The following is a 21,646-nucleotide window of genomic DNA, read 5'->3' as shown; positions in this document are numbered from 1 at the left end:
CCGATCCCGGCCGCCTTCGATGGCTAGAACCCTCCGCATCAGGTAGAACGCGATCGCGCGGGGGCGAACCGGGCACGCGCATCGACTGGTTGCGAACGCTGCTGGAAAAACGCAATCAGCCTCTGGATGAAACTCATCTGAGATTTCATCGCGAGCAGGGCGACAGCAGCGCGTTGCATTGCTTCGTGCTCGATTGTTCTGGTTCCATGCTTGGCGGGAAACGGCTTGCGCTGGCTAAAGGACTGGTCGTGGCATTGTTCGACCGGGCGTACCGCGAGCGTGCAGAGGTTGCGCTGGTCTGCTTTGGCGGTGCGACGGCGCAAGTACGTCGTGAACCCGGGGCCGCGCATTGGTGGAACGATCGCTGGCTTGCACCCATAGGTGGAGGCGGAGGAACGCCGCTCGCGCTGGGCGTGCGCACAGGCGCGAATGTGCTGCTTAAGGCTGCGCACCGCCGACCTTCGCAGCGGCGCTTCCTGTGGTTGCTGACCGATGGCCGCAGTCCGGAAACGCCACCACGTCCCGATGCAGCGGATCAGATTGTTATTGTCGATTTCGAGAGTGAGGCGATACGTTTAAGGCGTTGCGTGACGCTCGCCGAGTCTTGGCAGGCCGACTACCGTACGGCTGCTGCCATGACGTCCGCTTAGTTCATTCGTACCAGCGCGGCGTGTATACCCAATCGCCATCACGTCGGTTACGGGGAAAACTGCGCGTGGTGGACGAACCAACAATCACCATCGTACGCATATCGACCTGACTGGCATGCATTTTATCCAGCGTCGTGGTGGTCAGTGTTTCACCCGGCCTGCCGATGTTTCGACCCAGCACGATCAGGGTCGCGCCACTCCGATGCTCACGCACGATATCCAGCGCGCGATCAAGTTGCCACGGCCGCGCGCGCGAGACAGGGTTGTAAAACGCCATCACGAGATCGGCTTGAGCCGCATGTCGCAAGCGCGTTTCTATCACGGCCCACGGCTTGAGGTTGTCCGAAAGCGACAGCATGCAGAAGTCGTGTCCGAGCGGCGCGCCGGCACGAGCGGCCGTGGCCAGAGCGGCGGATACACCGGGCACGACCTGCAAGTCCACTGCATTCCATAGCGGGTTGTCCCGGGCCTCGTCGAGCGCTTCGAGCACGGCGGCAGCCATTGCAAAGACCCCGGGGTCCCCCGACGATACGACCACCACGCTGCGTCCCGTACTTGCCAGTTCGAACGCATGGCGCGCGCGCTGCATCTCTTCACGGTTGTCGCTGCAATGAAGCACCTGATGCGGCGCGAACGGACCGGCCATGCGCACATAGGTCTCGTAGCCGAGTACATCGTCTGCTTGCGATAACGCCTGTCTTGCTGCGGGCACCATCAGATCCGCACTGCCGGGACCGAGACCAATCACGGTGAGCGTGCCGCGTGCTTGCCCGAGCGTTGAGGGATCGAGCGGATGTGGCGCGAGGGCAATTGTGATGCCGTCGTCACGAGACTCGAATGTGTCGAAGCTAGCAGGAAGCGTTCCGAAGCGCAGCGACAAGTTCAGCGTCCGAGCGGCTTGAACAAGCGGTGCAGACGTCATCATGCTCAACGGTGCAAGCACTGCTGCCAGCGCCAATGGTGCAATGCGCTGTTCACGCAAGATCCCGCGCACGCGTTCGACGATCGAGCCCTCCGAAGATAAGGCCGTCACGCATACAACCGCACAGCGCGGATGAATCATCAATTCGTCAGCTGTATCGCTCGTGTGCGGTGTGATCCGGATCGCGAGGCTGGCATCCGTCGCGCGTGGCAGGTCTGCTGCGTCGAGCCATGGCGCGTGACCTTCAACGCGCGTCGTGGCTCCCGCGAGCAGGTCCGACACAAAACGTTTCCCGTGCTCGATATCGGCAAGCACATAACCCGCTGGCGGGTTCAGCAGGCAGGTGCCAAAACGTAGTTCTCCGCTGGTCGTTATCGCTGGTGCGACGTCCAGCGCCGCCGCGATTTCGCGCGCCATTACGTTCACGCCGCCCAGACCGCCAAGCAAAGGCACGACTGCGCTAGCGTCCTCAGCCACGGCTAGAACGGGCGGTTCATGGGTCTTGTCGGCGAGCGCGGATGCGAGGCATCGAATCACGATGCCCGCTGCGCACAACGCGACGATCGGCGTGTTGCTTGCATAGAGTTCGCGCAGATGAGGGCCGAGTTCAGTGAATGCGACATCGGCTTGCACGCGGCTCGATAGACCGTGAACCAGCGAACCGGGATACAGCGCCTGAATGTGGCGCGCGGTACCCAAAGCGCCCATCCCCAGAACCACGATTGCCACAGGGACCTGCTCGCTCAACGCCGTCACGCCTGCCATTTTTCCCCCGGCACGACGAGCAGCGAGAAGTAGGGCGATGCCATGGGATCGACTTCTTCCAGCGGCACAATGCGCTGGTTCGCCATGGTCGCGCGCTCGACGTAAAGCGCACGTTTGTCGAGTCCGAGTTCGGTGAGCACGCGCCGGACCTTTTCGAAGTTGCGGCCTAGTTTCATGATCACGGCGGCATCGGCGGTGGCGAGACGTTGCTTTAGATCTGCTTCCGGCAGCACGCCCGATAACACCGACAAACTCTGGTTCCGGTACACGAGCGGCACCCCAAGCACGGCCACGCCACCAAGCATGGAACACACGCCCGGGACCACGTGCGCTTCGAAGCGCAAGGCCAGCCGGTCATGCAGATACATGTAGGAGCCGTAGAAGAATGGATCGCCCTCGCAGATCACGGCTACATCGCGTCCCGCTTCCAGATGATCTGCGATACGGATGGCGGATTCATCGTAGAAGTCGCCAATGATCGTTTCATAGCAAAGCGGCGGCTCAAGCGCTTCGGTCGTAACCGGATAAACCAGCGGCATGCGCGTTTGCGTTTCGTTGAGATGCGCTTCAATGATCCCGAACGCATTGCCTTTCTTGCCCTTCGCCACGAAGTAAGCGACCACCGGCGCGGAGGTCAGCAAACGCAATGCCTTGACTGTTATCAGCTCGGGGTCACCAGGACCGACACCGAGGCCATAGAGGCGTCCGCTCATCATTCGGTCTCCGTTGCCAGCGCGTTCACGGCCGCCGCCGCCATTGCGCTGCCGCCGCGCCGCCCGCGCAATGCGACGAACGGCACGCCGCGGCTATTCGCGGCAAGCAGCGCCTTCGATTCCGCCGCGCCGATAAACCCCACCGGGAAGCCCAGGATCAGCGCAGGTTTGGGCGCACCGGCGTCGAGCATGTCGAGCAGATGGAAGAGCGCGGTGGGCGCATTGCCGATCACCACCACGCTGCCTTCAAGATCCGGGCGCCACAATTCGAGCGCGGCGGCCGAGCGCGTATTGCCGAGTGCGCGAGCGCGTTCAGGTACAGAGGAATCGTTGAGCGTGCAGATCACACGGTTGTTCGCCGGCAACCGCGCGCGCGTGATGCCTTCGGCGACCATGCGGGCATCGCAGAGAATGGGTGCGCCTTGGCCAAGCGCCGAGCGGCCTGCCATGCCTGCGCCGGGAGAGAACACGAGGTCATCGACTACGTCCGTCATGCCGCACGCATGGATCACGCGCACGGCAAGTTTCTCGAGATCGGCGGGAACGGCCGAGAGGTTGGCCTCGGCACGAATGGTCGCAAACGACGCGCGATAAATCGCTTGACCGTCGCGAATGTAATCAAGCATCAGGGGTGCTCCGGGCTAGCCAGCGGGCTGCCTGTTCAATGGTGAGATGGCGGGCAACGGCTTCAGGCGCATCGCCATAAAGATCGTAGCGACCGGGAGCGACGGCCATCAAGGTGGTTTCAACGCGGTGCGCCGCCGCGCATGAGCGCGCGCAGCCGCTAAGATGGACATCGCCTGCGGGCGGCATGGATCGCGCGAGAAGTTGTGCGTCAGCTTTGGTATCGGCGAAACTTTTTGCGCAGCCCGGCGAACCTGTACACGCAATCAGGCGCGCGAATGGTTCGTCGGGCGATGTTGCGAGACCCAGCGCGGCGAGTTGTTCAACTAGAGGTCGTGCATCAGCAGGGGGCACGTCTAGCAGCATGACGCTTTGCCATGGCGTCATGCGTATTCGTGGCGCGAGATCGGCGAGCGCGGAAAGTGTCGCGGCATCCAGGCGCCCAAGCGGGACTTGCGCACCAACGCACACGCTGTCGCCCGTCCCTTGACGATGCACGCCGAAACGCAGCCTTGCATCGGATGCCGGACGACGCCAGTGTTCAACGTCACGATCTAAAAGAAAGCCAAGCTTCTCCTGAACGCGGCCAAGAATTTCTTCGATAGGACACGTCGTCAGCAGATCGCGCATTCTGGTCTGCCAGGGCTGCGCGAGATCGAGGAAGGTTTGCAGCAGTGCGTCGACCAGTGCCGGGACGTGCCCGGTTTTCACCGCAGCCAACGCCGGCGCATTGTTTTCGAACCGCGGTGGACGGCCCGCGAGCCCGAACACAAGCCGTTCCGCCGATACCGCTGAAAGCCACACATCGTGAGGATGATCGAGCATGGCGAGGCGCTCGCCGCCGTCCACCATCAACGCAAATTTCGGCGACAGCTGATGCAAACGCGCGTCGCGCTGCATCTGCCCGATTAACGTGGAAACGAGCGGTGCGACATCGAGCAAGGCGTGCGAATCGAGGCCAGCCAGCGGACTGGACATGACGTTACGCTGGTCGTCGGAACCCGGCGTGACGGGCCCAAGTCCCGCGTCGACGAGCTGCGAGACGAGCGCTTCCTGCGAGTCTTCCCTTACGCCTCGGATCTGCAGATTCGCGCGATTGGTTGCATCGATGAAACCGGAACCGAATTCGAGCGACGCCTGCGCTACAGCACGCGCCTGCGCCGCAGTCAGTTCACCGCTTGCGAGGCGAATGCGGCACAGGCCGCCATCGCGCGCAGGCGCGATTCGCATCAGGCCCGGACAAGCCGATGGCCGTGATGCTTGCGTTGATGCGTGCACAGTAGTGAGTGGTTCGTTCAAAGCGTGACCCGTTCGGTCTCGCGCGGCGCCTTGAGCATGTCGGACCCTTTGAGGGGATGACACGTTCGCGGTATCGGTACACCCCGCCCGATGTTGGCTTGCACGAAGAATTCAGGTCGGCAGGTCTCTTGGCTTGCAGGTCGACGTCCGTGCCGGCCTTCCCAGTCGAAACCAGTGGCAGTGGAGCGCGGACTCGCTGCGTACAATTGCGGGGGCAGCCACAGTTCTGCTGTGTTCCCTGTTAGGCCCGTAAGGGCACCGACTAACGCGGTATTATGCCCGTTTTTGCGGCGGATAAAGCGCATCGGCGTCAGGCCGGACCTGCTTTAGCCGCATTGTCTCGGCCACGTTGCAGACGCGGCGTAATGAGTGAATGAGCCAGCGAATGAATCAAGTGAGGATCGGCGGATGTCACCGTGGTTGACCGTGGTGGGGATCGGGGAAGATGGCTGGGGCGGACTTAGCCGGCACGCGCGCCAGGCGTTGCTGAGCGCCGATACGATTTTCGGCGGCGCGCGTCATCTCGCGTTATTGCCGGCCCGGATTGGCGGCGAACGTCGTGCATGGCCTACGCCGTTCACGATTGCGCCGGTACTTGAATATCGTCACGAACGCAGCCGGGTGTGTGTGCTCGCGAGCGGCGACCCGATGATGTTCGGCGTCGGCACAACATTCGCCCGCGAACTGGCAGCAGATGAGTTCTGCGTGTTACCCGCGCCGTCTTCGCTGTCGCTTGCCGCCGCGCGTTTGCACTGGGCGCTGCAGGATGTGACGGCGGTGTCGCTGGTCGGGCGGCCGATTGCGGCGCTCGAAACGCAGCTTCATCCCGGCGCGCGCCTGTTTGTTCTAAGCAGCGACGCTTCAAGTCCAGGCTTGGTCGCGGCATTGCTGACGAAACGTGGTTTTGGCGCGAGCCGTCTGAGCGTGTTCGAGCATCTGGGAGGCGAGCAGGAGCGGCGTATCAATAGCGTGGCCAGCGCGTGGACGTCAAGTGACGTGGCCGCGCTGAATCTGGTGGCGATCGAGTGCATCGCGGAAAACCATGTGCTGCGCTTGCCGCTGACGCCCGGCCTTCCAGACGACGCATACCAGCACGACGGACAGCTCACCAAACGCGATGTCCGTGCGATTACGCTGTCGCGGCTCGCGCCTGAACCCGGTGAACTGCTGTGGGACGTGGGTGCGGGATGCGGTTCCATTGGTATCGAATGGATGCGCACGCACCCGAGTTGCCGTGCTATCGCGATCGAAGCGAACGGTGAGCGTCAACGCCTGATCGAACACAATCGCGATGCGCTTGGCGTGCCTGGACTTCAACTGGTCGAGGGTGAGGCGCCGGGTGCGTTAGCCGGGTTGCCTGCGCCCGATGCGATTTTTATCGGTGGTGGCGTGACCGCGCCCGAGATGCTCGACACCTGCTGGTCTCATCTGAAGAAAGGCGGGCGGATGATCGTCAACGCCGTCACCATCCAGAGCGAAGCAACGCTGATCGCGTGGCGCGCGCTTCACGGCGGCGAGATGACGCGTATTGGCGTTGCTTATGCACAGCCGCTAGGCACCTTCGATACCTGGCGCCAAGCGCTTCCCATCACGCTACTGCATGCTGTCAAACCATAATGTTTTTTGGTTACCACCATGCGTGACGAGACAGGGGGCGGCGCAATGAAACGGATCTTGCTGTTAGGAGGCACTGGTGACGCATTGACAATCGCGCGCCGTCTCGGCCCTAGCCATGTCTATAGCCTCGCCGGCTTGGGCCGTATGCCAGCCGATCTGGTCTGCAGCGTGCGCGCGGGCGGCTTCGGAGGCGTTGAAGGGTTAAAGGCGTTCATTGAAGCCGAATCCATCGGCCTGATAGTCGATGCCACGCATCCCTACGCCGCGCAAATGAGCCGTCACGCGAGCGCGGCCAGTGCGCTCACGAACATCCAATGCTGGGCGCTTCGCCGCGCACCCTGGCAACCGCAAACTGGAGACGATTGGCGGGAGGCAGTGGATTTTCCGGACATCGTCCATACCCTTGCGCCTTACAAAAACCCGTTCTGGACGCTGGGCCGCGAACCGCTCGCGCATCTCCGTGAGATTCCCTCTTGGCAACACTGGACCATTCGCTGCCTCGACCCGTACCCCGGCAACGCACACGCGACAATCATTGGCGCGCGCGGACCGTTCTCGCTGGAAGGTGAGCGCATGCTCTTCGACGCGCAGCAAACCGATGTCCTCGTCAGCAAGAATAGCGGCGGCGCGGCAACGGAGGCGAAACTTGCGGTGGCGCGGGAACGAGGTTTGCCTGTGGTCATGCTGAAACGGCCACGCCTTCCACCGGCCGAGCGCGAATTCTCCAATACAAGCTCGCTTCTGGACGCACTTGAAGCATTGTTCCATCCGCATTCACTTTTTGATAAAACCCCTTAAATGACGGTCTATTTCATTGGTGCCGGACCCGGAGATCCCGAACTCATCACGGTGAAAGGTCAGCGCCTCATTCGTACCTGTCCGGTTATTTTGTACGCCGGATCGCTTGTGCCGGAAGCGGTGCTGAGCGGACATTCTGCGGAAAGCGTCGTGAATACGGCCGATCTTCATCTCGACGAAATTGTCGCGTTGCTCGAAGCTGCTCACCTTAAAGGGAAAGACGTTGCGCGTGTCCATTCCGGTGATCCGTCGCTATATGGCGCAATAGGCGAGCAGATACGGCGCTTGAATATGCTTTCCATTCCTTATGAAATTGTACCGGGAGTCACGGCGGCGGCTGCATCGGCGGCATCCCTTGGTTGCGAATTCACGTTGCCCGGCATTTCGCAAACGGTGATCCTTACGCGCTTCGCCACGAAGACGTCAATGCCCGAAGGCGAGCAACTTGCCGATCTCGCACGCCATCGCGCGACCATGGCAATCCACCTCGGGGTACGGCATATTGAACGGATCGTTGCCGACCTGATTCCGCATTACGGCGCGCAATGTCCTGTAGCCGTGATCTTCCGGGCAAGCTGGCCTGACGAAGAGAAAGTGCTAGGCACACTCGCTGATATCGCAGGAAAAGTGCTTGAAAAAGGCATTGAAAGGACAGCGTTGATCGTGGTTGGATATGTGCTGAATGCAGAGGGCTTTACGGATTCGTCGCTGTATCGCAAGCCATTCTGAGCCACGTGCCATGCGCGATCTCGATACCGTTTTCAGTGCCTTGTCGCATTCGAATTTCCGCATGCGCTTCCGCCTGCGTGCGCGTGAAGAGGCTTATTTGCGTGAACATGGCATGACCGAAGTGGTCAGCCATGCCCGTGAACTGATTACGCGCCGGCTTGCGCCGGCATATCTGCCGAACGACGGCAAGCAGACGCCGTTTCGCGGTCATCCGGTGTTTGTCGCGCAGCACGCCACGGCAACGTGCTGCCGAGGTTGCCTTGCGAAATGGCATGGCATTGAGGCGGGAAAACTACTGGACGATGACGAGCGGGATCACGTCGTGCAGGCTATCGAACGCTGGTTGAAGGCGCAAAAAGTGGCCGGCGCCGACAAGCCGCCGCGTCAGCCGGACCTGCCGTTCTAACAAAAAAAACGCCGCGCGGTTTTGAGCCACGCGGCGTTTTCGACTTATCACGCGATCATTCCAAAGCGCGTTTTTTCTTCGCCCTTCGCGACAACATATTCAGCCCCTCGACCAACGCCGAGAACGCCATCGCTGCGTAGATGTAGCCTTTCGGCACGTGCGATCCAAACCCTTCGGCGACCAGCGTCATACCGATCACGAGCAGGAAGCCGAGTGCGAGCATCACGACAGTCGGGTTCCTTTCGATGAAACGCGATAGCGGTCCGGCCGCGAACATCATCACCGAAACGGCGCCGACCACCGCAACGAACATGATGGGAATGTGCTCGGTCATGCCCACAGCGGTCACGATGCTGTCGATGGAAAACACGAGATCGAGCACCAGGATCTGACCGATCGCCGACCACGGCGTGAGCGTGGACGTCTTCACAACACCGTCGCCGTTGGCGCCTTCACCCGAGACATGATGATGGATCTCGGTGGTCGCTTTCCACACAAGGAACGCGCCGCCGGCAATGAGGATCAGGTCGCGCCACGAGAAGTCGTGTCCGAACGCGGTGAAGATCGGGGCGGTCAGGCGCACGATCAGCGCGACCGTGCCGAGCAGGCCGAGACGCATGATCAACGCCAGCCCAATGCCGAGCCGCTGCGTGCGTGCGCGGTGCGCTTCGGGCAGTTTGTTCGTAAGAATGGAGATGAAGATCAGGTTGTCGATGCCGAGCACGACTTCCATGACAAGCAGCGTCGCTAGTGCAGCCCACGCGCCGGGGTCGCTTGCCAATGCAACTAAATAGTCCATGAGATCCGAGGGTCTTGGGGAAGTAGGAGGAAACGGGAAGGCGCCTACGCAGCGGCCGTTCGCGATGATACGTGACGCGCCAAGCAAAAACGTAAGCTTAATGAAATAATTGAGAGCGGTGTGGCGTCAAAAAGTTCGCCGGACTCCATATTGACGCCAACATGCGCATCAAAATGGTGCATTGCGCAAATACGGGTAAACTCTGACTTTGCTCACCCTTACTTAACCGGAGCGGCTTCCTCGGCCTACGGTTCTGGCGTCTTCAATCTTTGCTGCCCGATTCCGGCAGTTCCTTTCGGGTTTCGAATGCAGGGAAAATCGCAACGCCTGGTCGAACTGGACTTTTTTCGTGGGCTCGTACTGCTGGTGATCCTGGTCGATCATATTGGCGGCAGCATGATATCGCGTGTGACGCTTCACTCGTTCGCGCTCAACGACGCCGCCGAAGTCTTCGTGTTCCTTGGCGGATTTGCCACTGCGACCGCCTATGAGTCAATGTCGGCGCGCCGCTCGGAATCGGTCGCACGGGCACGGTTTTTCCGGCGTGCATTCGAAATCTATCGCGCGTTTCTCATCACCGCGGCCTTGATGCTGCTGACAAGTTTCCTGTTGCGGCCGTTTTTCGGCAGCGCACCGAATCTGGCCACTGCCGATCTGGATGCCGTTCTGGCAGCGCCCTTCACTGCGTTGGCCGACGTGCTGCTTTTGCGCCGTCAGCCGTATCTGTCTTCCGTCCTGCCCATGTACGCCTTTTTTGCGCTGACCGTGCCGCTCGTGTTGCCGTTGGCGCGCACCAAGCCGTGGCTGTTGCTGGGCGCCAGCATCGCGTTGTGGGCAGCAGCGACGCCCGTTGCCGAGTATTTGCCGTCGGCGAATGACTTGCTGTGGGATTTCAATCCGGCCGCATGGCAGTTGATGTTCGTGATAGCTGTGCTTGCATGTTGCCACCCCGTCTATCAGCGAGTGAGTTCGCACCGGTTCGGCTGGATGGCGAGCGTTGCGGCCCTCGCGATTGTTGCAGGCATGGCGTACTACAAGTTGCTTGTGCTCCCGGTTTCCTTCGATGGCGATTTCAAGCGCAATCTGGCCGGGGCGCGGATTGTCAACTTCTTGGGTATTGCATGGATTGCGAGCGATCTGGCACGTCACGGAGTGGTGAAGCAGATTGCGCGGCGCTTGACGTGGGTCGGCGCGGTCGGCCGCGATGGATTGGTGTGCTTCGTAGCGGGCGCGGTGATTTCGTTGTGCGTGGATTCGGTGTTGTTCACGCTTACTGGCGGCCTGATTGACGTCCCGCTCGGTCTCGCCGCCGACGCGGTTGCGCTAGGTCTGTTGCTGGCGATTCCGCATCGCCAGCGTGTCCTTGATGTGATCGGTTTAAGACCGGCGCCGGTCGCGAAGAGAGAAGGGGAGCATCCCGTCGTTCGATGAACGGCGGGATGCTTCAGCTTCGTCGTTCGTCAAACAAGAAAATGCGACTAACGGTCTGCATTTTGAGCATCTCCTTGCTGCGCCGCGCGTCAGCAGATCGGACAAGTTCTTCATAAGGCCCCGTCGGTACGCCCCACCGCTCCCGAAACTCCTCACCCGCCTGAGCCTATCTAAAAGCTAAACCCCCAAAAGGCGTCCGCATTCGCGGACGCCTTTTGGCGTTCCCGAACGCGCTCGCCTCACCCCCCCGCCCGCACCGTTTCACTCCTAATAATTCTCAATTTCGTCCTAATTCTTTCGGAGAGTTCCGAGAGGCATCCGAGGTGCCCCGTCTTAATATTCATTCACTCGCAGACGAACCGGTTCATCGCCTCCCACACGAATCCAGACGATGAAAAGACAGTGGCTCGCATGCGCTCGGCATTAACTGGGCTAGTAGTCCTAAGCGCCGAAAGCGTCTACACGACATCATTCATTTCTCTATTGGAAACGTTCATGAAATCATTCATCTCCACCCTCGCTGCTGCTGCAACCCTGGCCACTATGGCTTTGGCTTCAACCGGCGCCGCCGCGGCTGACGGCACGATCACCTTCACGGGGGCCGTGACCGATACAACGTGCTCGATCGATGCAAAAACGGCGGGTGCCGCTGACAAGAATGTCACGCTGCCGACCGTGACGGACAGCACCCTGGGGGCCAAGGGCGCAACCGCCGGCACGACCGCTGCCACTGACATGACCTTCGCGCTGAGCGGCTGCTCGACCGAAACCAAGGCCGTCGCGCGTTTCGAAAACGGCCCGACGATTGACCAGACCACCGGTTATCTGACGAACCAGGCCCCGGCCGGCGCGCAGAACGTCCAGGTTCGCTTGCTCAACGCATCGCACTTGCCCATCAACGTGGTCACCGGCGAAAACAACGACATGGCAGGCAACGGCGCGGCGATTGTTTCAGGCGCTGCGGACCTGAAGTATTTCGCTGAGTACTACGCCACGGGCAAGGCCACCGCGGGTCCTGTCAACACCTCGGTGCAGTACACGGTCGACTACCAGTAAGCCGTATCGACAGGTGTCTGCGGGTGCAGATGCCTGTTTTTTTACCGAAATATCGAGATACGTTTTTTACGGAGATACATCAATCATGAAGTCCCTTAATCGAATTGCCTGTGGTTTGGGTCTGGTCGCGGCGCTCTTGTGCGGCAGCGCGGGCGCAAGCGTGACTGTGGGCGGCACGCGGGTGGTGTATCCCCTTGAAAATCGTGAGATGACGGTCAAGCTCACTAACGATCGCGCCGAGCCGTCGCTGGTGCAGGTCTGGATGGACAAGGGCAACGCCGATGCGAAGCCGGGTGAAGCGAGCGCGCCGTTCGTGCTGACGCCGCCGATCTTTCGCATGGAGGCCAACAAGTCGCAGACGCTGCGCATGATGTACACGGGCGATGCGCTGCCGCAGGACCGCGAGTCGGTGTTCTGGCTGAACGTGCTCGACGTGCCGCCCAAGACCGCGAAGACCTCGGACACCAATTCGCTGCAGTTTGCGTTTCGCACGCGCATCAAGGTGTTTGCGCGTCCGAAGGGCTTGGCCGGCACGGCGGATGACGCCCCCTCAAAAGTGACCTGGAAGCTGGTGCCCTCAGCCGATAACAAGGGCTACGACGTGAAGGCGACGAACCCGACGGCTTATTACGTGTCGTTCAGCAAGATCGAAGTAGTGGGTGCGGGCCAGACCTATGCGAACGACGTAGGCGGCATGGTCGAGCCACGCGGCAGCGCGCAGTTTCCGGTGAAGAACCTCAAGGCAGTGCCGGCTAACGCGCACGTCAAGTCTGTCGGTATCAGCGATTTCGGTGGCTCCTTGCCGTTCGACACGCCTATTGCTCCATAAGTCCCCGTTTTAAAGACCCGCCGTAAGGCTTCGCCCCGCATCGGGGCGGATTGAAGGTGTCGCGGGCGGTACCCGGCCGACGCCTTCCCCAACACTCAACACGCGTTTTACCGAGCGGACTGTTCCGAACAGCCCGATGGGTCAAGTCGCGTCTGAATGGACCCAATCAAACGCAGGCTGAATCATGAAACTCTCTGCTCAAACCGCATTCAATGCTCAGTCCCCGGTCGCATTCCGGCTGCGCCTGAAGCCGCTTGCTGCGATCGTTTTCTCGATGATGGCGTGCGGTGCGATTCCTCAAGCCGTGGCCGATGCCGCGATAACGCCGCAAACCCAGACCGGCGCCGTCGATGAAGTCAGCTTCGACAACATGTACCTGCGCGGGGACGCGGGCAGCGCAGTCGATACCAGCCGTTTCACGCGCGGCAACGCGGTGACGCCGGGAACGTATTCGGTGGACCTGATCGTGAATGGCACGCGTCTGGCGCGTGAAGATATTCGCTTTGTTTCAACTGACGGCAAGCTGGGCTCAAAGCCCTGTTTCAGCCGGGCGCTGTTGCAGCGCGCGGGCGTGGATCTGGCCAAGGCCGATGCAGCCGCGGGACGTAGCGCTGCAACCGCTGCTGCAACGGCTGCGAACGCAGACACCTGCGATGAAATTGGCACCGTCGTACCCGGCGCAACGGTTGATTTCGACTTCACGCAACAGACGCTTGAACTGAGCGTGCCGCAAGCGTTCATGAAGAATTCGGCGCGTGGTTATGTGCCGCCCGAGCAGTGGGACCAGGGCGTCAATGGTGGTTTCATCAGCTACAACGCGAACACGTATCACACGGCGGGTTCTGGCGTGGGTTCGAGCCAGAGCTACCTTGGCCTGAGCGCGGGCGTGAACATTGGCGCGTGGCATTTGCGGCATCAATCGTCAGTGTCGGCCGGCACCGGCCAGAAGACCCAGTTCGACAACATCGCGACCTACGCGCAGCGCGATATCACCAGGCTCGGCTCGCAACTCACCGTGGGCGATGCCAACACGACCGGTGAGATCTTCGATGGCGTGTCGTTTCGCGGCGTGCAACTCGCGACCGATGACCGCATGCTGCCTGAATCGATGCGCGGTTACGCGCCGGTCGTGCGCGGCACGGCAGAAACGAACGCGCGCGTGACGATCCGTCAGAACGGCCAGGTGCTGCAGGAAACGAATGTCGCGCCCGGCCCGTTTGAAATCACCGATCTCTACTCGACCGGTTACGGCGGCGATCTGGTGGTGACCGTGACCGAAGCCGATGGCCGCAGCAAGGAATTCACGGTGCCGTTTGCCTCGGTGGCGCAATTGCTGCGCCCCGGCGTCACGCGTTTTAGCGCAACCGCCGGCCAATTGCGCAACGATTCGCTCGATACAAAACCCGTCTTCGGCCAGTTCACGATCCAGCGCGGGCTGACCAACACAGTCACCGCTTACGGCGGCGTGGTGGCATCGTCCGGTTATGGCGCGATGAACGTGGGCGGGGCGTTGAACACGGGCATTGGCGCGTTCTCGATGGACGTCACGGGCGCGTTCACCAGCATCCCGAACGCACAGTCGATGCACGGCACGAGCTTGCGCGTGGGCTATAGCAAGTTCATCGCGGCCACCGATACGAACGTGTCGGTGGCCGCGTATCGCTTCTCGACGGCGGGTTACATGAACCTGAACGATGCGGCGACCGTGAGGGATATCGCGGACCACGGTGGCGATATCAACTCGATTTACAGGCAGCGTAACCGCATGCAGGTGTCGGTGAACCAGAAGCTGGGGGACCACGGCACGATGTTCGTGACGGGCTCGACGCAGAACTACTGGAATCGCGGCGGTAACGACACGCTGTTCCAGGCCGGCTACACGAACTCGTTCAAGTACGGCACGTACAGTTTGACAGCGGGTCGCACGCGCTCGATGGACGGACAGTTATCGAATGACTTCATGCTGAGCACGACCATTCCTCTCGGCCACAAGGCGCATGCGCCGATGCTGACCACGAACGCCTCGCACACCTCCGATGGCGCGACGAACACGCAGGCGAACGTGAGTGGTTCGCTGGGCGAAATGAACCAGATCTCGTACAACGGCTATGGCACGTATAACGCGGGCGGCAGCGCGGCGAAGAACAATGCGAATGCGGGCGCGAGCGCGACGTATCGTGCGCCTTATGCGACGTTGAATGCATCGGCGAGTGGTGGCGCTGGAACGCGGCAGGTGTCGGCGGGGGTGCAGGGTTCGGTGGTGGCGCACCCGGGTGGCGTGACGTTCTCGCAGACTGTTGGTGACACGATCGGCATTGTGGAGGCGCCTGCTGCGGCCGGTGCAATGGTGACGAGTTCACCGGGAACGAAGGTTGATTCGCGCGGGTTTGCGGTGATACCGTACTTGTCGCCGTACAGCATGAACGTGGTGGATATCGACCCGAAAGGCACGTCCACCGATGTCGAATTTAAATCGACCTCCGCGCAAGTGGCGCCGCGTGCAGGCTCTATAGTGATGATGAAGTACGAGACGGTGAGTGGACGGGCTGCATTGATTCAGGCGCCGAAACTGGGTGGTGGTGCGTTGCCATTTGGAGCGAGTGTGGAAGACGAACAAGGCAAGAGCGTGGGTGTGGTCGGTCAGGACAGCAGAATATTTGCACGGGGTCTTGAGGACCAGGGTGCGCTGACGGTAAAGTGGGGCAGCGGTCCGGTCGAGCAATGCCGGATTGCTTATACGTTGCCCAAGAAAGATGCGAAGGCTTATAACCCCGGGTATTTGTCGCTGCAATCGCATTGCGTGCCGGGGAGTGAAATGCAGGCGAGTGGGGCGGCGGGTGAGAACAACGCAGCAATGCCGGCGACTGTTGCACGGTAAAGCTGATACGAACGACACAACGTTCGCCGTCAACGCGGACGGAATAGGATGGCACGGCCCAGGGCCACCAGCGCCGAGACTGCCCGTCGATCACCTCGTGGCGTCCGATCTAGGCTTCCAACACCGGGCCCGACGAGCCTGCCCCTGGCAGCAACGCATCGCTATTGTCTTTAAGATTGACCCCCGTCAGCTTCAAACGCGTTGCTTCAGTCAGCAGGTAATGCAGCTTGAACGCGGCGGGATCGTAGGCAAGACCTTCGGGCCGTACGTTCGAAATACAGTTGCGTTCAGCATCGCTTTTACCAATGCGTGGCTCATACGTCAGGTAGATGCCGAGACTATCGGGGGAACTCAGGCCGGGCCGTTCTCCGATCAGCATCACCACGATCCGCGCCCGTAAAAGCTCACCAATACCATCGCCCAGCGCGACCCGAGCCTGTCTTGCGACGACAATCGGACCGATGCTGACACCTGTCAGCATCGAACGCATCCGCTCGAGCAACGGCACGGCATGGCGTGCCGCCGCGTAGGCGGACAAACCATCGGCGACCACGAACACCGCGTCGAACGCAGCGGGCGCTGCGGCCGCGTAGTCGCGCAGTCGCGCTTCACTTTCATCGTTCAGCTTTCTGCCCAGATCGGGGCGTCGCAAATAATGCTCGCGATCGGGGGCAGCGCTTTGCACATCGAGCGTATCGAAGCCGGATGCACACAGGGACGCGTGCAGCGCGGCCACATCGAGCGGTTGATGCACGGCGTCGCGCGCTTGCGCGTGCGAGAGATTGAACGCAAGCAATGGCGCTGTCGGCAGGCTGCTGCCCGCCCGTCCTAACGCAATGCGCGCGTTGGTAAAACGGCGCAAGGCGTCCAATGGATTGGTGTTGGCGGAAGAAGGGGGATCGTCGAATTCGGCCATCACGCGCTCATCCATTCAAGCAGCGGTTGTGATGCGGACTGGTTCACTAACATGCCGCGTGGATCGGTGATTCGCATCGATTCAAGCCATGCCTCGAACTCCGGCGCGCGCCGCAAGCCGAGCACATTGCGTACATAGAGCGCGTCGTGGAATGACGTGCTTTGATAATTGAGCATGATGTCATCGGCGCCGGGAATGCCCATGATGAAATTGACATTGGCGACACCCAGCAGCGTGAGCAGGTTGTCCATGTCGTCCTGGTCGGCTTCAGCGTGATTCGTGTAGCAGATGTCGCAACCCATGGGGACGCCGAGCAACTTGCCGCAGAAGTGATCTTCCAGTCCGGCGCGAATGATCTGGCGGCCGTCATATAAATATTCGGGGCCGATGAAACCGACCACCGTGTTGACCAGCAACGGGCTGAACTTGCGCGCGACGGCGTAAGCCCGCACTTCGCAGGTTTGCTGATCAACGCCGTGATGCGCGTTGGCGGACAACGCACTGCCCTGGCCAGTTTCGAAATACATCAGGTCGTTGCCAACGGTGCCACGTTTCATCGATAACCCCGCTTCATGCGCTTCCTGAAGCAGCGCCAGCGAGACGCCAAAACTGCTGTTCGCTTTCTCGGTGCCAGCAATCGACTGGAACACGAGATCGACCGGCGCGCCTTTCTCGATTGCAGCAATCGTGTTGGTCACATGCGTGAGCACGCATGATTGCGTCGGGACTTCATAGCGTTGCCGGAAGTCGTCGATCATCACGAGCAGCGTCGTGATCGCGCTCAACGAATCCGATGCAGGATTGATACCGATGACAGCGTCGCCGCAGCCGTACATGAGGCCGTCGAGCATTGATGCGGCAATGCCCTTGACGTCGTCGGTCGGATGGTTCGGTTGCAGGCGCACCGACATATGTCCTGGCAAGCCGATCGTATTGCGAAAGCGGGTGATAACCGGCCGTTTTTTCGCGACGAGAATCAGATCCTGGTTGCGCATGAGCTTCGATACGGCCGCGACCATCTCCGGTGTCAGCCCTGCGCTCACGCGGCCCAGCGCGGCGGAATCCGTGGTATCGGTGAGCAGCCAGTTGCGGAAATCGCCCACGTTGAGATGCGAGATTTCAGCGAAAGCTTGGGGGCAGTGATCATCGATGATCAGGCGCGTGACCTCGTCAATCTCGTAGGGAATCAACGCTTCGTTGAGAAAGGTGCGCAACGGCACTTGCGCCAGCGCCATCTTCGCCGCCACACGTTCTTCTTCCGTGTCGGCTGTCACGCCTGCCAACTGGTCGCCAGAACGGGGTGGGCTGGCTTTCGCCAGCAGCGTCTTCAGGTCGTCGAAACGGTATGTCCGAAGACCGATGGTCTCGTTATAGCTCATCGCGTGATCCTTGTTCCAAGGCTTCTCCAGACACTTATTCTGCGCTCCGTTGCCGGGTAGTGCATCGGGTAGTGCATCGGGTAACGCATCGGGTAACGCATCGGGTAACGCATCCGGCAGGCGTCTTGCGCGGGTCGAACCGCATCCTTCACGCATGACCGGCGCCGATGGTCGATCCAGGCGTCGCCCTCGAAGTATGCGGCGAAACGGTGAAGAGCCAAAAATGCTGAAACGGAAATTCGAATGAAGCGGCAAGGTGCCAGGCCAGTTCCGCCGACTGGATGGCGCGCCGGCCGAGCAACAACCCGATTTTCCGCGTGCGATAATCTGGCTCTCCCCTTCCGGGTACTATTGCGCGCGCACCTTGAAAAACCTGCTTGTTTCCATCGATCGCCTGGCCGATTTCGACGAGATAGTCGACGTCCGCACGCCGCTCGAATTCGCGGAAGACCACATCCCCGGCGCGCTCAACGCGCCCGTACTGAGCAATGAGGAGCGGGTGCTGGTCGGTACGATGTACAAGCAGGTGTCGCCGTTCGAAGCGGCCCGCGTGGGCGCTGCGCTGGTCGCGCGCAATATCGCGCAACACCTTGAGACGACCTTTGCCGGCCGGCCGCGCAACTGGCGCCCGCTGATCTATTGCTGGCGCGGTGGTACCCGGTCCGGTTCTGTCACCACGGTGTTCAGCATGATCGGCTGGCACGCGCGGCAACTGGAAGGCGGGTATAAAACCTACCGTCGCTCGACGCTCGATACGCTCGATCATCTGCCCACCGCGTTCCGGTATATCGTGCTGACAGGCCCCACTGGCAGCGGCAAAACGCGTCTGCTGCACGCATTGCACGAGGCCGGTGCGCAGACGCTGGATCTGGAACAACTGGCGGCGCATCGCGGCTCCTTGCTTGGCGCGTTGCCGGGTGAGCCGCAACCATCGCAGAAATGGTTCGAGACGCTGCTAGTCTGTGCGCTACGCAGCTTCGATCCGGCCCGGCCGGTGTTCGTCGAGGCGGAAAGCCGGCGGATCGGCGCGATCTCTTTGCCCCTCGCGCTGCTGGAGTCGTTTCACCGCGGCGCGTGTGTCGAGGTCGAGGCAAGCCGTGAGGATCGCGCCGCGTTCCTGCTGCACGATTACGCGCATCTTTTCCAGCATCCGGAATCGTTCAAGCAGCAACTGTCGCGGCTGATCGGGCTGCATAGCCGCGAGCGGGTGAGCGGCTGGCATGCGTTAGTCGACGAAGGCCGGGAGGCGGAGCTGGCCCGCGAACTGATCGACCTGCACTACGACCCGGCCTATTCACGCAGCAGCCACCAGAATTTCAGCGAATTGCCGCACGCCACGCACATGCTGTTCCGGCCGAACGACGCCGATGTGATCGAACAGGCAAGGGCGCTTCTGGCAGAACTCGACGCCGCGCAGCAGGCCCAGACCGAAAAGCCGCCCGTCGCGTCGGCCTGACGCCAATTCATTCCAACACAAACAAACTACCTCAAGACCATGCAATCCACTCTTCGACAACCACGCGTCGCGCTCGGCTGGATCACGTTCCTGATGATCGCGGTCGTGGGCCTGTTTTACGTCAAATGGTTTCCTTACTACAACCGTGCGTTCGTGGCAGCTAGTCAGCATTCCATCGGTAAATCAATCCTGATGGGCACCGCCGCGAGCGCGCCTGCGCCGTCGTGGCAGGCCGCTATCGACTATGCGATCGCTTATGGCAAGGCGATCTGGCAGGCAATGGTCCTCGGGCTTCTGCTCGGCTCGGCAGTGCAGGCGCTGATTCCGCCGCAATGGGTGGCGCGCGCGCTTGGCAAGAGCGGTTTTGGCAGTGTGGTGAACGGTGGCCTGATGTCGCTGCCGGGCATGATGTGCACCTGCTGCGCAGCGCCGGTCGTGGCCGGCCTGCGGGCGCGTCAGGCGGCGCCGGGAGCGGCTATCGCGTTCTGGCTCGGTAACACCGTGCTGAACCCGGCCACGCTGATTTTCATGGGCTTCGTGCTCGGCTGGCAATGGATGGGACTGCGGCTCGCGCTGGGAATTCTTATGGTGTTCGGCCTGGGTTACGCCGTGAACCAGATGGTAACGCCTAAGGAAGCCGAAGCGTCGCGCGGCGAGATGGCGAAGCTGGTGACTGCGGAAGATCCGGGTACGGCGTTCACGCGCTGGATTCGCATTCTCGGACGCATGACGATCCGGCTTGTGCCGGAATACATCGTGCTCGTGCTGGTGCTCGGCGCAGCGCGGGCGTGGTTGTTTCCGCATATTGGTCCGAATATCGACAACAGCGTGCTGTGGATTGTCGGTCTCGCTATTGCCGGCACGTTGTTTGTGATCCCGACAGCAGGCGAAGTGCCGATCATCCAGGCAATGCTGTCGCTTGGCATGTCAGTCGGCCCCGCGGGCGCGCTGCTGATGACGCTGCCGCCGGTCAGCTTGCCGTCGGTCGCCATGCTCGGCCGTTCTTTCCCGCCGCGCGTACTGACGTTCGTGGCCGTCGCGGTGGTCGGGTTCGGGATTGTCGCGGGACTGCTTGCGGTGGCGCTGGGCTTCTGACAAACACCGGTGATGCAGCAGTACCTGATGTTGCGTTAAAAAACAGGAGAGGCCGTTTTCAACTCGCATTGAAAACGGCCTCTTTTTCGTAAACGTCGATTGCTCATTGCCGTGGGTACGCATGCCTGAATGCACCGGCCACGTTCTAATGCGCAGCCGCCTGAATCAGCAGCTTGAACGGCAGCGCCAGCAGCATTGCGCCGCCAACGCCCACACACCAGAGCGCGACGAACCACAACGTGCTCTTGAGCCGCGAACCCTTGCGGCGGGTGATATCGGTCTTAGTGATAGTGATGTTCGCCATGGCGCACCTTGCCGCGAAAAACCCAATAACCCAGCGTTGTGTACGCGATGATCACGGGCAAGATCACCGCCGCGCCAATGAGCGTGAACTTCTGGCTCGAGTGCGGAGCCGCGAGTTCCCAGAGCGACACGCCGGGGAAGATGGCATGGGGCGAAATGCTCGCCACCAGGCCGCTATAACCGAGCAGCACGAACGCCAGCGCCATCATGAACGGCCGCGTTTCGTGCCGTGAATGAATGGACCGGCGCATCAGCCACGCGCAGGCGACCACAAGCACAGGCACTGGCAGGAATCGATAGAACCAGGGGGTATCGAACCAACGTGTCGCAATGCCCGCGTCCTGCAGCGGCGTCCAGATACTGACGACCACAATGGTCCCCAGTTGCAGCAGCGTCAGCGGCCACACGATTCTGTAAAAGCGGCGTTGCAGATCGCCTTCCGTTTTCGCAATCAGCCAGCAGCAGCCCAGCAGCGCATAGGTGACCACCAGGGCGAGTCCGGTGAACATGCTGAAGGGTGTGAACCAGGTGAAGGCATCGCCGGAGAAGCGGCCGTCCGCGACCGGAATGCCATTGAGAAATGCGCCAAGCGTCACGCCCTGGAAAAACGTCGCGCCCGCTGATCCGCCGATGAAAGCAAGGTCCCACATGTGTTTCGTGCGAGTCGCCTTCGATCTGATTTCGAACGTGACGCCGCGAAAGATCAGGCAGACCAGCATGAACATCAACGGCAGATAAAGCCCTGACAGCACGGTTGAATAGATCATGGGGAATGCGGCGAAGAGCCCGGCGCCGCCCAGTACGAGCCAGGTTTCGTTACCGTCCCAGACTGGCGCGACGGTGTTCATCATGACGTCGCGATCACGCTCCTCGGGGAAGAACGGAAACAGGATGCCGATGCCGAGATCGAAGCCATCCAGCACGACATACATCAGCACGCCCAGCGCGATGATCGCGGCCCACGTTAGGGACAAGTCCATC

Annotated in this window: 20 protein-coding genes and 1 riboswitch; of the genes, 11 read left to right on the top strand and 9 right to left on the bottom strand. The window is 61.1% G+C overall.

All coding sequences use genetic code 11. From position 1 onward, the window contains the following. Window positions 1-89 precede the first annotated feature (89 nt). A complete protein-coding gene (locus SBC1_RS31890) occupies window positions 90-650 on the top strand; it encodes a VWA domain-containing protein (RefSeq protein ID WP_370469671.1) in 561 nt (186 codons plus the stop codon). Window position 651: 1 nt separating this feature from the next. Here the strand turns inward: SBC1_RS31890 and cobJ are convergent, their stop codons facing one another. The 4 genes from cobJ to cobG are packed head-to-tail and all read right to left on the bottom strand — an operon-like array spanning window position 652 to window position 4,904. Then, on the bottom strand, window positions 652-2,337 hold the full coding sequence (gene cobJ / locus SBC1_RS31885; RefSeq protein WP_165104318.1) for a precorrin-3B C(17)-methyltransferase: 1,686 nt from the start codon (window positions 2,335-2,337) through the stop codon (window positions 652-654). Continuing rightward, complete coding sequence (locus SBC1_RS31880) at window positions 2,325-3,053, bottom strand: precorrin-2 C(20)-methyltransferase (protein ID WP_165104317.1); 729 nt, start codon at window positions 3,051-3,053, stop codon at window positions 2,325-2,327. The genes cobJ and SBC1_RS31880 overlap by 13 nt, the downstream gene beginning before the upstream one ends. Further along, window positions 3,050-3,676: a precorrin-8X methylmutase gene (locus SBC1_RS31875; RefSeq protein WP_165104316.1), complete on the bottom strand. Its 627-nt coding sequence runs from the start codon at window positions 3,674-3,676 to the stop codon at window positions 3,050-3,052. Before SBC1_RS31875 ends, SBC1_RS31880 begins: the two co-directional genes overlap by 4 nt. Then, window positions 3,669-4,904 carry a precorrin-3B synthase gene (cobG, locus tag SBC1_RS31870; RefSeq protein WP_165104315.1) on the bottom strand — a complete coding sequence of 412 codons (1,236 nt, stop codon included), beginning with the start codon at window positions 4,902-4,904 and terminating at the stop codon, window positions 3,669-3,671. The genes SBC1_RS31875 and cobG overlap by 8 nt, the downstream gene beginning before the upstream one ends. Window positions 4,905-5,073: 169 nt before the next feature. Continuing rightward, window positions 5,074-5,251: riboswitch (cobalamin riboswitch) on the bottom strand. 130 nt (window positions 5,252-5,381) lie between these two features. Between cobG and cbiE the strand changes: the two genes are divergently transcribed. From cbiE to SBC1_RS31850, 4 genes are read left to right on the top strand one after another with little or no spacing between them, the layout of a single operon-like run. After that, entirely contained in the window at window positions 5,382-6,590 is a 1,209-nt protein-coding gene (gene cbiE / locus SBC1_RS31865) for a precorrin-6y C5,15-methyltransferase (decarboxylating) subunit CbiE (protein ID WP_165104314.1), read from the top strand. A gap of 45 nt (window positions 6,591-6,635) precedes the next feature. Further along, on the top strand, window positions 6,636-7,388 hold the full coding sequence (locus SBC1_RS31860) for a cobalt-precorrin-6A reductase (RefSeq protein ID WP_165104313.1): 753 nt from the start codon (window positions 6,636-6,638) through the stop codon (window positions 7,386-7,388). Further along, a complete protein-coding gene (gene cobM, locus SBC1_RS31855; RefSeq protein ID WP_165104312.1) occupies window positions 7,389-8,117 on the top strand; it encodes a precorrin-4 C(11)-methyltransferase in 729 nt (242 codons plus the stop codon). A 10-nt stretch (window positions 8,118-8,127) separates the two neighbouring features. Next, complete coding sequence (locus tag SBC1_RS31850) at window positions 8,128-8,523, top strand: DUF4186 domain-containing protein (RefSeq protein WP_165104311.1); 396 nt, start codon at window positions 8,128-8,130, stop codon at window positions 8,521-8,523. 55 nt (window positions 8,524-8,578) lie between these two features. Here SBC1_RS31850 and SBC1_RS31845 read toward each other — a convergent pair whose 3' ends face one another. Continuing rightward, window positions 8,579-9,322, bottom strand: coding sequence for a TerC family protein (locus SBC1_RS31845; protein WP_165104310.1), 744 nt, complete (start codon window positions 9,320-9,322; stop codon window positions 8,579-8,581). A 306-nt stretch (window positions 9,323-9,628) separates the two neighbouring features. Between SBC1_RS31845 and SBC1_RS31840 the strand changes: the two genes are divergently transcribed. The 4 genes from SBC1_RS31840 to SBC1_RS31825 all read left to right on the top strand — a co-directional run bounded on the left by SBC1_RS31840 (window position 9,629) and on the right by SBC1_RS31825 (window position 15,516). Next, the gene (locus SBC1_RS31840) at window positions 9,629-10,753 is read left to right on the top strand and encodes an OpgC domain-containing protein (protein WP_165104309.1); all 1,125 of its coding nucleotides are present in this window, start codon (window positions 9,629-9,631) and stop codon (window positions 10,751-10,753) included. Window positions 10,754-11,248: 495 nt separating this feature from the next. After that, window positions 11,249-11,809, top strand: a complete 561-nt coding sequence (locus SBC1_RS31835) for a fimbrial protein (RefSeq protein WP_165101800.1) — start codon at window positions 11,249-11,251, stop codon at window positions 11,807-11,809. An 85-nt stretch (window positions 11,810-11,894) separates the two neighbouring features. Beyond that, window positions 11,895-12,638, top strand: a complete 744-nt coding sequence (locus SBC1_RS31830) for a molecular chaperone (protein WP_165101802.1) — start codon at window positions 11,895-11,897, stop codon at window positions 12,636-12,638. A 184-nt stretch (window positions 12,639-12,822) separates the two neighbouring features. Beyond that, window positions 12,823-15,516 carry a fimbria/pilus outer membrane usher protein gene (locus SBC1_RS31825; protein WP_165104308.1) on the top strand — a complete coding sequence of 898 codons (2,694 nt, stop codon included), beginning with the start codon at window positions 12,823-12,825 and terminating at the stop codon, window positions 15,514-15,516. Between the two features lie 109 nt (window positions 15,517-15,625). Here SBC1_RS31825 and eutC read toward each other — a convergent pair whose 3' ends face one another. Beyond that, window positions 15,626-16,432 carry an ethanolamine ammonia-lyase subunit EutC gene (eutC, locus tag SBC1_RS31820; RefSeq protein ID WP_165104307.1) on the bottom strand — a complete coding sequence of 269 codons (807 nt, stop codon included), beginning with the start codon at window positions 16,430-16,432 and terminating at the stop codon, window positions 15,626-15,628. Next, entirely contained in the window at window positions 16,432-17,811 is a 1,380-nt protein-coding gene (locus tag SBC1_RS31815) for an ethanolamine ammonia-lyase subunit EutB (RefSeq protein WP_165104917.1), read from the bottom strand. Before SBC1_RS31815 ends, eutC begins: the two co-directional genes overlap by 1 nt. Before the next feature lie 364 nt (window positions 17,812-18,175). Here SBC1_RS31815 and mnmH point away from each other — a divergent pair, with 364 nt between their 5' ends. Both mnmH and SBC1_RS31805 read left to right on the top strand, forming a co-directional pair. Next, complete coding sequence (gene mnmH / locus SBC1_RS31810; protein ID WP_165104306.1) at window positions 18,176-19,267, top strand: tRNA 2-selenouridine(34) synthase MnmH; 1,092 nt, start codon at window positions 18,176-18,178, stop codon at window positions 19,265-19,267. A gap of 39 nt (window positions 19,268-19,306) precedes the next feature. Continuing rightward, complete coding sequence (locus SBC1_RS31805) at window positions 19,307-20,362, top strand: permease (protein WP_165104305.1); 1,056 nt, start codon at window positions 19,307-19,309, stop codon at window positions 20,360-20,362. Between the two features lie 145 nt (window positions 20,363-20,507). On the opposite strand, the gene SBC1_RS31800 is transcribed toward SBC1_RS31805, so the two are convergent. Both SBC1_RS31800 and cydB read right to left on the bottom strand, forming a co-directional pair. Next, window positions 20,508-20,666, bottom strand: a complete 159-nt coding sequence (locus SBC1_RS31800) for a hypothetical protein (protein WP_165101762.1) — start codon at window positions 20,664-20,666, stop codon at window positions 20,508-20,510. Continuing rightward, window positions 20,644-21,645 (bottom strand): cytochrome d ubiquinol oxidase subunit II, encoded by a 1,002-nt coding sequence (gene cydB, locus SBC1_RS31795; protein WP_165104304.1) that lies wholly within the window; start codon window positions 21,643-21,645, stop codon window positions 20,644-20,646. Before cydB ends, SBC1_RS31800 begins: the two co-directional genes overlap by 23 nt. Window position 21,646: the final 1 nt, after the last annotated feature.

The sequence above is a fragment of the Caballeronia sp. SBC1 genome, assembly GCF_011493005.1.
Lineage (GTDB): Bacteria > Pseudomonadota > Gammaproteobacteria > Burkholderiales > Burkholderiaceae > Caballeronia.
The sequence above is the reverse complement of the archived record's forward strand: the minus strand, read 5'-3'. Positions and strand labels throughout refer to the sequence as shown.

Coding starts and splice junctions, on each gene's coding strand:
- SBC1_RS31850 (WP_165104311.1), top strand. CDS start 8,128: ATGCGCGATCTCGATACCGTTTTCAGTGCCTTGTCGCATTCGAATTTC.
- cydB (WP_165104304.1), bottom strand. CDS start 21,645: ATGGACTTGTCCCTAACGTGGGCCGCGATCATCGCGCTGGGCGTGCTG.
- SBC1_RS31830 (WP_165101802.1), top strand. CDS start 11,895: ATGAAGTCCCTTAATCGAATTGCCTGTGGTTTGGGTCTGGTCGCGGCG.
- SBC1_RS31805 (WP_165104305.1), top strand. CDS start 19,307: ATGCAATCCACTCTTCGACAACCACGCGTCGCGCTCGGCTGGATCACG.
- SBC1_RS31800 (WP_165101762.1), bottom strand. CDS start 20,666: ATGGCGAACATCACTATCACTAAGACCGATATCACCCGCCGCAAGGGT.
- cobG (WP_165104315.1), bottom strand. CDS start 4,904: ATGCGAATCGCGCCTGCGCGCGATGGCGGCCTGTGCCGCATTCGCCTC.
- cobJ (WP_165104318.1), bottom strand. CDS start 2,337: ATGGCAGGCGTGACGGCGTTGAGCGAGCAGGTCCCTGTGGCAATCGTG.
- SBC1_RS31845 (WP_165104310.1), bottom strand. CDS start 9,322: ATGGACTATTTAGTTGCATTGGCAAGCGACCCCGGCGCGTGGGCTGCA.
- SBC1_RS31840 (WP_165104309.1), top strand. CDS start 9,629: ATGCAGGGAAAATCGCAACGCCTGGTCGAACTGGACTTTTTTCGTGGG.
- eutC (WP_165104307.1), bottom strand. CDS start 16,432: ATGGCCGAATTCGACGATCCCCCTTCTTCCGCCAACACCAATCCATTG.
- SBC1_RS31880 (WP_165104317.1), bottom strand. CDS start 3,053: ATGATGAGCGGACGCCTCTATGGCCTCGGTGTCGGTCCTGGTGACCCC.
- cobM (WP_165104312.1), top strand. CDS start 7,389: ATGACGGTCTATTTCATTGGTGCCGGACCCGGAGATCCCGAACTCATC.
- SBC1_RS31835 (WP_165101800.1), top strand. CDS start 11,249: ATGAAATCATTCATCTCCACCCTCGCTGCTGCTGCAACCCTGGCCACT.
- SBC1_RS31860 (WP_165104313.1), top strand. CDS start 6,636: ATGAAACGGATCTTGCTGTTAGGAGGCACTGGTGACGCATTGACAATC.
- cbiE (WP_165104314.1), top strand. CDS start 5,382: ATGTCACCGTGGTTGACCGTGGTGGGGATCGGGGAAGATGGCTGGGGC.
- SBC1_RS31815 (WP_165104917.1), bottom strand. CDS start 17,811: ATGAGCTATAACGAGACCATCGGTCTTCGGACATACCGTTTCGACGAC.
- SBC1_RS31825 (WP_165104308.1), top strand. CDS start 12,823: ATGAAACTCTCTGCTCAAACCGCATTCAATGCTCAGTCCCCGGTCGCA.
- SBC1_RS31875 (WP_165104316.1), bottom strand. CDS start 3,676: ATGCTTGATTACATTCGCGACGGTCAAGCGATTTATCGCGCGTCGTTT.